This window comes from Hydrocoleum sp. CS-953 (genome assembly GCF_002260545.1).
Lineage (GTDB): Bacteria > Cyanobacteriota > Cyanobacteriia > Cyanobacteriales > Microcoleaceae > Trichodesmium.
The window spans coordinates 1-7815 of the sequence record NZ_LGSU01001198.1; the positions used below are offsets into that span (position 1 = coordinate 1).

Consider the following 7815-nt stretch of genomic DNA (forward strand, 5'->3'; position numbering starts at 1 on the left):
TGCTGTTATTACTTGGTTGGCTGTTACGTCTGTTTCGTTTAGTTGTAATGTGCCTGCTGCTGGCAGGGTGGTTATTGTAATAGATGCTAGACTATCTCCGTCTATGTCGTTAAAGCTAAAGTCGGTTTGGCTAAATATGTGGTTGTTGTCTTCTTCTATGGTTATGGTTTTGTCTGCTGCTGTGGGGGCATCGTTTTTTGCAGTAACTATGATATTTGCTGTATCAGTCTGACTACTAAATGCTGTGTCATTTCCATTGCTGGTTACATCTTCTTTATTTCCAGCAGTACCTGATGTTTGGTCCCAAGCCCGGAATGTGATGCCATTGGTTATTGTACCGTTATAGTTTTCGTTGGGAGTAAATAGTAGACGGGTATTTGCATCTGCTGCTAATAATAAGGCACTATTTTTTGATACTTCTCCTACTGGACTCCAGGTTGTGCCTCCGTCTGTGCTGTAATGCCAAGTTCCATTGCTTTGGTCTGTTGCTGTTATGGCAATACCTGTTACTGCACCAGTATCGGCGTCGGTGACGTTTCCTCCGAGAGAGACTATTTCGCTGACCTTGTTGCCTACTTCTCCGTCGGCGGTTGTGTCTTCTTCTACTGTTAGTTCGATGTCGGCAGTTGCACCCTTAGTATCTAAAGTCTTGTCTAATACTGGNTAATGCCAAGTTCCATTGCTTTGGTCTGTTGCTGTTATGGCAATACCTGTTACTGCACCAGTATCGGCGTCGGTGACGTTTCCTCCGAGAGAGACTATTTCGCTGACCTTGTTGCCTACTTCTCCGTCGGCGGTTGTGTCTTCTTCTACTGTTAGTTCGATGTCGGCAGTTGCACCCTTAGTATCTAAAGTCTTGTCTAATACTGGTGCATCGTTGGGGCTTTCCAAATTCAAACCAACTATTATGGGGTCGTGGTCAGAATTGCGGAACTGGTCTTGACCATTAAACAGACTTGGATCGCGTCCAAAATCAAGGTTATAATCAAGAGCATCAGGTTCGTCAACATTAACGTGCCACTCTGTAGCTCCTGTTACTTGATTTGTCAAACTAGAATTAGCTAAAGCATAGTCGATGGTTCCTAGCTGCCCATCAAATGTGAAAGAGTAAGCGCTATTACCGACAAACTGTTGTGCAAGGTCAGTATAACCTTCTGCTTCCAGGAATGTAATTGGGTCTTCCTGAGCGTAAGCGTTCAAGTCACCCACAATTAAGAAGTCTTCGTCGCCACTTCCTGTGGGGTCAGTATTTAACCAAGCATTTAGAGCTTCTGAAGCTCGTAAACGAGTACCATTGAAATTACCCTGGCCGTCACCTACATCTGCATCGTCACCAGTTCCAGTACCACCTTTAGACTTGAAGTGGTTAACAGATACGGTAAAACGTTCCCCTGTAGCTAGTTCTTCAAAAGTGACAGCAAGAGGAGCACGGTTAGTATCATTCCCATCAAATACTGTACCTCCTAAACCAAGAGCAGGCAGATCGGAATCTGTGAGAATTTCTACTGTTGTTCCAGGAGCAACTTTAACGCTGTCAGTTTTGTAAATTGCACCGACAGAAATAGCATCGCCTGTATCCACAAAAGGAACGCCCGGATCGACGTAAGCATAAGTCCCTGCACCGACTCGGTTATTAATTTCATCAACCAATGTCTGAATAGCAAACTGACCGTCACCGTTTTGGTCTCCACCAAATTCGTTCTCTAACTCAACCAAGCCAAAAATATCCGCGTCAATATCTTCCAAAATTGTAACTAACTTCTCAACTTGACGGTCAAACTCAGCTTGGTTATCGGCACCACGAGGAGAAAGACCGTTAGGACCGCTACCAGGATTACCTGCTTCGTCTAGAGTAGTAAAGAAATTGAGAACATTGAGACTAGCAACCTTCAAATTTCCACCAACATCATCAGGTGTTTCTGGACGAAGATTAGTTGCTTGGAAATCTACAAAATTAACAGGTTGAATTCGGTACTCCCCAGAGCCAAAGCTGAGAATACCAGAAAGATTATCAACAGTATCGCCACCCCGGAGAGTATTAGTTGAACTGAGAGGGTTGCCGCCACGACCATGAATAATTGGATTAGGGTTTTCAACTGTTTGAGCATCATCCAGAATAATGCGTCGGGTAGCGATCGCTTCTTGATAAGCTGCAAAACCTGCAAGATCAGGAGCATTGAAGTCAGTAAATTGTTCTAGGCGACCATCAGTTCCTGGTTCATTGCTTTCACCGTCAGAAGCTAGGACGATTTCACCGAAGCGTTCTAAGTTGAAAGATCCAGTAACAAACAGGGTATCGGGAATTGTGATTCCCATTCCCTCAAAAGCTTCTAGATCCTCAACAGTAGTAACAGGGAAGTTGACAGTAGCAGGAGTTGGTAAAGTATCTGTTCCTTGAATGGAAACAGTAACATTTGTAAGCTCGGTTAAACCATTCGACTCAGTTACTGTTCCTGTTACCTGAACGACGTCTCCGATCTTCACGTCTACCGCAGGAGAGTCACCGTCAAAAATGAAAATCCCTTCAGAAGTTAAAGGATCGGCATCAGCATCAGCATCTTCTTCTTGAACAAAGAAACCGTTCAAATCTCCATTTGTTCCGCTAGCACCATCCTGGTAGTCTCCCACAACAACTGCTTCAATAGTTACTGTTTGACTCTCTAGGAGACTGGATGTACTACTACCTTGAATTTCATGTATGGGGGTTAAGGTAGCTTCTCCACCACCATTATCAGTAGTTCCAGCAGTAGGAGTATTATCCACACCCAGGAAGAAGTCACTAATTACGAAATCACTAACTGTATCGGTATCGACTCCATCAGTAACTCGACGCGCACCAGCAGGGAAAAATGGACTATCTAGACCTACAACAGGAGCATCAAAGAAGAAAGTATCTCCTGCATCACCATCCGTAAGAGCAACAGTATCGATAACAACTTCGCTACCTGTAACAGAAGTACCAGAAATACTACTGGTTTCAACTAAAGCAAAAGTCGAACTACCATTTTCTAGGGAGTTACTGCTGATATCAACATTCGGAGTAACTGCATAGTTATTTGCTAAACCTATGGGGTTTCCAATTAAGAAAAACCCATTGTCGCCGATAGTATGGGTTGAGTCAAAGTCAATTCGAGCGTCAATTGTGCCAATTGGAGAGCCACTATCTCCTTCAACACCAATAAAACTTAAGCCATCCAATGATGTACCAGGGGTGCCAAAGATTTCGATAAATTCAGTGTCGTCTGTTCCAGTATGGCTAACGTATAGTTCATTGATAACAAAGCTAGGGGTTTCTACACTACTGCTAAAGCTTCCTAGAGGGAAAGGAGTAGTTGCACTACCGTTACTGGTTTCACCATCTAAAGCATTAGGACTGCTAAACGTCCAGTTGGAGATGTTGAAAGTAGTACCATCGGGGCTTGTGTTGGGGACTCTGTAAGCCCAACCATCCAAGTATTCCCAAGGTTCTCCAGTGCCATCAATATTAATTTCACCAAATGTATCAACTACAGCGCCATTTAAAAAAAGTTCAATGGCATCATCTCCGTTAATACTGGATGCGCTACTTGTATCGTCAGGATTAAATCCCAAAAAACTATTGAATCCTATTGTTTCAGTTGCAATGTATATGTAGTCTCCAGCAGAAGCAGTGCCAGAGAATGTATATTCTTGGCCGTCACTGCCTCCACCGTTATTAGCAGAGCCAAAACCATACACGCTTAAGTCGGGAATATCATCTAGAGCGAAGAACTCCACAGCTTTTGGAACTCCACCTGTAATAGGTCCATCAATGATACCTGTGATAACTAAGTCACTCATTTTCTTCAGATTTCTCTATAATCTTAAACTTTTTACAAAAAGCTATTTGATTTGAGTAAGCAATGATGATTCCCAATAATTTAATTTTGTATATGAGTGAATCACACGCTAGATCAAAGCAGAATTACTTAACGCGAGCAATAGGATATAGATGAAACCTATTCCCAGCTTTTCAGGCTTTAATGTTAAGTTAGCTAACGTATTGTTTACTACCAAATACCCTACAAACATAACTTTTTTTTCAGTCAATGTAAATTTGTAAATTTACTGAATTTAATTTCTGTTCCTTAATCAAGCTAGAGTCCGTAATTTCCAGGATTTTTATATTGAAGTATCTATTTTTATATGTTTTTACAGACATTGAAATCTTTGATTTTGAGCTGAATGCTGAATGCTTAAAGCTATAAAATGTGACAATTTCTAATTTGTCTACCGATATTTGAACAAATACGTCTATTCATTGCAGGTTTGTGTGTGCCAAATTTAATTCTGGCATTTTTATTAAAAAAAAATACGGATGCAAAATGATTCAGCTTGAAGATTTAGTTAGGAAACAAAACAAACCGCTAAAATACGCAAAGGAAGACAAAAATATGAACATCAAAGCTATTGCTCTTGCATCTGTTATTGGTTTATCTGTTCCTGCGATCGCAGATATTAGCTTAAATTCTCATAGTGCTTCTGCAATGCCTACTGATTTTGTCCGTCCAACTGGAGCTTTTATGGATAATAGCGAAAATTGGGTTGTTTGGCTGAAATTAGATGAGTTCGGAAACTATACTTATGAAGCTCTATCTCGAAGAACTGGCGGTTCTCTAACTTTGAAAAATGCCTCAATTACACGGAATAATAAACGCTATACTTATACCTTTAGAAACGGAAGTCACAAATATATTATTGCTCATCGCCCTAAAGATCCATCAATTATCCGCTTGACTGTTGTTAACCCACAAGGAGATGTAATTTTGAACCACTTGATGCAAAAGGTTGGTAATGATTGGGATGTCTAATATCAAATCCGGTAGCATTGGTGTAATTAGATAAAGAGTGTGGGGAAGGTGGGAAGGGTTGGGAGAGGTGAAAAGTACGAATAATGATTACTGAGCGACTCAGAATTGTCAAAAACAGACTTTGAATCTTGTTCTCAAAAATAATGCTATCTTTCCTTAAGACTTAAGTTCTTAAATAATAAGTAATATCAAAGTCGGTAGTATCGGTATAAAAAAGCAGAGAAACCGGGTTTGTATCAAATGCTCTACAATACTAACATTGACCAGCCACAAACCCGGTTTATTATAAGACTTCTATTGCAAGCGGACTTGATATAAGCTCCAATAATGTTTTTCAGGATTTTTTATTCCTAGAAACCCTACTTCCTACTCCCTAGAATTAAGGAGATGTAGGAAGAATATGTGAGATTTAATATGATACAGTTATCGCATTTGAATGCTTCAAAACTTATCAGTTGCTCTAATCAAAGCATCTTTAATCCCCGGTTCACTCACCGAATGTCCGGCATCTGGCACTACAATAAATTCTGCTTCTGGCCATGCTTGATGTAATTCCCAAGCTGACACCATCGGACAAACAACATCATATCTTCCCTGGACAATTACTCCGGGAATATGCCGGATTTTATCGACATTTTTTAATAACTGTTCTTCATCTTCAAAGAAGCATTTGTTAATGAAATAATGACATTCTATTCTAGCAAAAGCTACAGCAAAATGACTCTGACCAAAACTTTGCATCAAGTTAGGATCTTGAATTAATTTACTGGTACTTGCCTCCCAAATTGACCAAGCACGGGCAGCTTCTAATCGGACTTTCTCATCTGTATTAGTTAATCTTTGATAATAAGCTTTAACTAAATCATGCCTTTCTGCTAGTGGAATAGGTTTTAAATATTCCTCCCAAGCATCAGGAAAAATTTTACTTGCTCCCTCTTGATAAAACCAATAAATTTCTTTTGGGCGGACTAGAAAAATGCCTCTTAATATTAAACCAATGCAACTTTCTGGATAGGTTTGACTATAAGCTAATGCTAAGGTACTTCCCCAACTTCCTCCAAACGCAACCCACTTTTCAATACTTAGATGAACTCGCAGTTTTTCAATATCATTAACTAAATTCCAAGTAGTATTTTGATTAAGTTCAGCATGAGGTTTACTTCGACCACAACCGCGTTGGTCAAAGAGAATAATTCGCCATTTTTGAGGGTCAAAATATTGACGATAAATAGGTATAATTCCACCACCCGGCCCACCATGTAAAAAGACTACTGGTTTACCTTGGGGGTTGCCACATTCTTCATAATAAATAGTGTGAAGATCAGAAACTTTTAGATTGCCTGTTTTGTATGGTTGAATGGGTGGATAAAGTTCTCGCATGATTAGATTTAAGAAGTTTTCTTAAAATAAATTATACCTTATATAATCTTTAGATAATTAGTGATAATAAAATAGGTAGTCCTGCATAGTAATGGTGAAGATATAATATATANGTATATAATCTTTAGATAATTAGTGATAATAAAATAGGTAGTCCTGCATAGTAATGGTGAAGATATAATATATATTTTTTAATTTGTTCTCATGCTCCCACACTTCCCACACTCCCCACACTCCCCACACTCTCTCTACCATTACTATGCACCACCACCAAAAATTCCTATAGGGGCTTGACACTCTCTGAAGTTTCTGCTATGTTAAATCGGTAAGGACTCAAAGAAGAATATTTCTTTACCCATCTTAGAATTCCATAATTAACATATTTCTTAACACAAACAAAAAGCCGATGTTTATTAGTAATTCCTATTTTTATTTTTGGTATAGAGAGGTTCACTTGGAGTGAATATAGTTTTTGCTATAAACCTCTAAGTGAACCGCAGCATAAACACTGCGGTTTTTTGTTTGCAAATCTGAGTATTCAAAAAAAGACGAAAACAGTTATGACTCAAGTAAATTCCTGGTATTACGGTTTTTATTTCTGGCCCCGATATAGTTCCGGGTAATTTGTCATGCTGACTTTCACTTTTCACCCGGAGCTGAATAATGGTTCCGGGTTTTTTATTTTTCACCCCACTTAATTGATCAAGGAGAAAATCTCATGTCTAACGCTAAACTTGCATCTAAGTCTTACTCGGAACATCAAACAGTTGTCAATATTTCTGGACAGACAACGGTAGGAGGTGCAGATTTTTTAATTATTGGTGGTCCCTGCACTGTTGAAAGTATGGAACAAATGGAAGCAGTGGCAAGTAAGTTAATAATGGCACCTGTACAAATGTTGCGGGGAGGTGTTTATAAACCACGCACTTCTCCCTACTCATTCCAGGGGTTGGGAATAGAAGGATTGAAAATTTTGGCATCTGTTCGTCAACGCTACAATATTCCAGTCGTCACTGAAGTTATGTCTATTCCGCAAATAGAGTCGGTGGTTGCTTATGCGGATATGCTGCAAATAGGTAGTAGGAATATGCAAAACTTTGAGTTACTCAAAGCAGTGGGAAAAACTGGTAAACCTGTGATGTTGAAACGGGGGTTAGCTGCGACTATTGAGGAATTTTTGATGGCTGCTGAATATATTCTCAGTCACGGCAACCCGAATGTGGTTTTATGTGAAAGAGGTATTCGTAGTTTTGATAGTTATACTCGCAATGTTTTAGATTTGGGTGCGGTAGCTGCTTTGAAACAGTTGACTCATTTACCAGTTATTGTCGATCCTTCTCATGCTGTGGGTAAACGGGAGTTGGTGGCATCTTTGGCAAAAGCTGCGGTTGCTTGTGGAGCAGATGGTTTAATGATAGAGTGTCATCCTGTACCGGAGGAGTCGGTTTCGGATGCGCGACAAGCATTGTCTTTGGAAAATATGGTGGAGTTGGTTGAAAGTTTATGCCCCGTTGCTGCTGCAGTGGGGCGATATATTTGTCAAGTTGAGGAGTTAGCTGTGGCTTAATTTTGGCTTAATTTTGGCTTAATTTTTAGGCGATCGCTT

Annotated in this window: 3 protein-coding genes and 2 pseudogenes; 2 read left to right on the forward strand and 3 right to left on the reverse strand. The window is 39.8% G+C overall.

The features are described 5' to 3' along the window. Together AFK68_RS39295 and AFK68_RS19700 are read right to left on the reverse strand one after the other, a co-directional pair. Nucleotides 1-663: pseudogene (locus tag AFK68_RS39295) on the reverse strand (hypothetical protein); the annotation flags it as partial. Between the two features lies 1 nt (nt 664). Then, nucleotides 665-3819 (reverse strand): annotated as a pseudogene (locus AFK68_RS19700) (ExeM/NucH family extracellular endonuclease); the annotation flags it as partial. A gap of 593 nt (nt 3820-4412) precedes the next feature. Here AFK68_RS19700 and AFK68_RS19705 point away from each other — a divergent pair. Beyond that, the gene (locus AFK68_RS19705; protein ID WP_143438058.1) at nt 4413-4829 is read left to right on the forward strand and encodes a hypothetical protein; all 417 of its coding nucleotides are present in this window, start codon (nt 4413-4415) and stop codon (nt 4827-4829) included. A gap of 441 nt (nt 4830-5270) precedes the next feature. On the opposite strand, the gene pip is transcribed toward AFK68_RS19705, so the two are convergent. Next, entirely contained in the window at nt 5271-6209 is a 939-nt protein-coding gene (gene pip, locus AFK68_RS19710; protein WP_094674385.1) for a prolyl aminopeptidase, read from the reverse strand. 718 nt (nt 6210-6927) lie between these two features. Here pip and aroF point away from each other — a divergent pair. Further along, entirely contained in the window at nt 6928-7776 is an 849-nt protein-coding gene (gene aroF, locus AFK68_RS19715; protein WP_094674387.1) for a 3-deoxy-7-phosphoheptulonate synthase, read from the forward strand. Nucleotides 7777-7815: the final 39 nt, after the last annotated feature.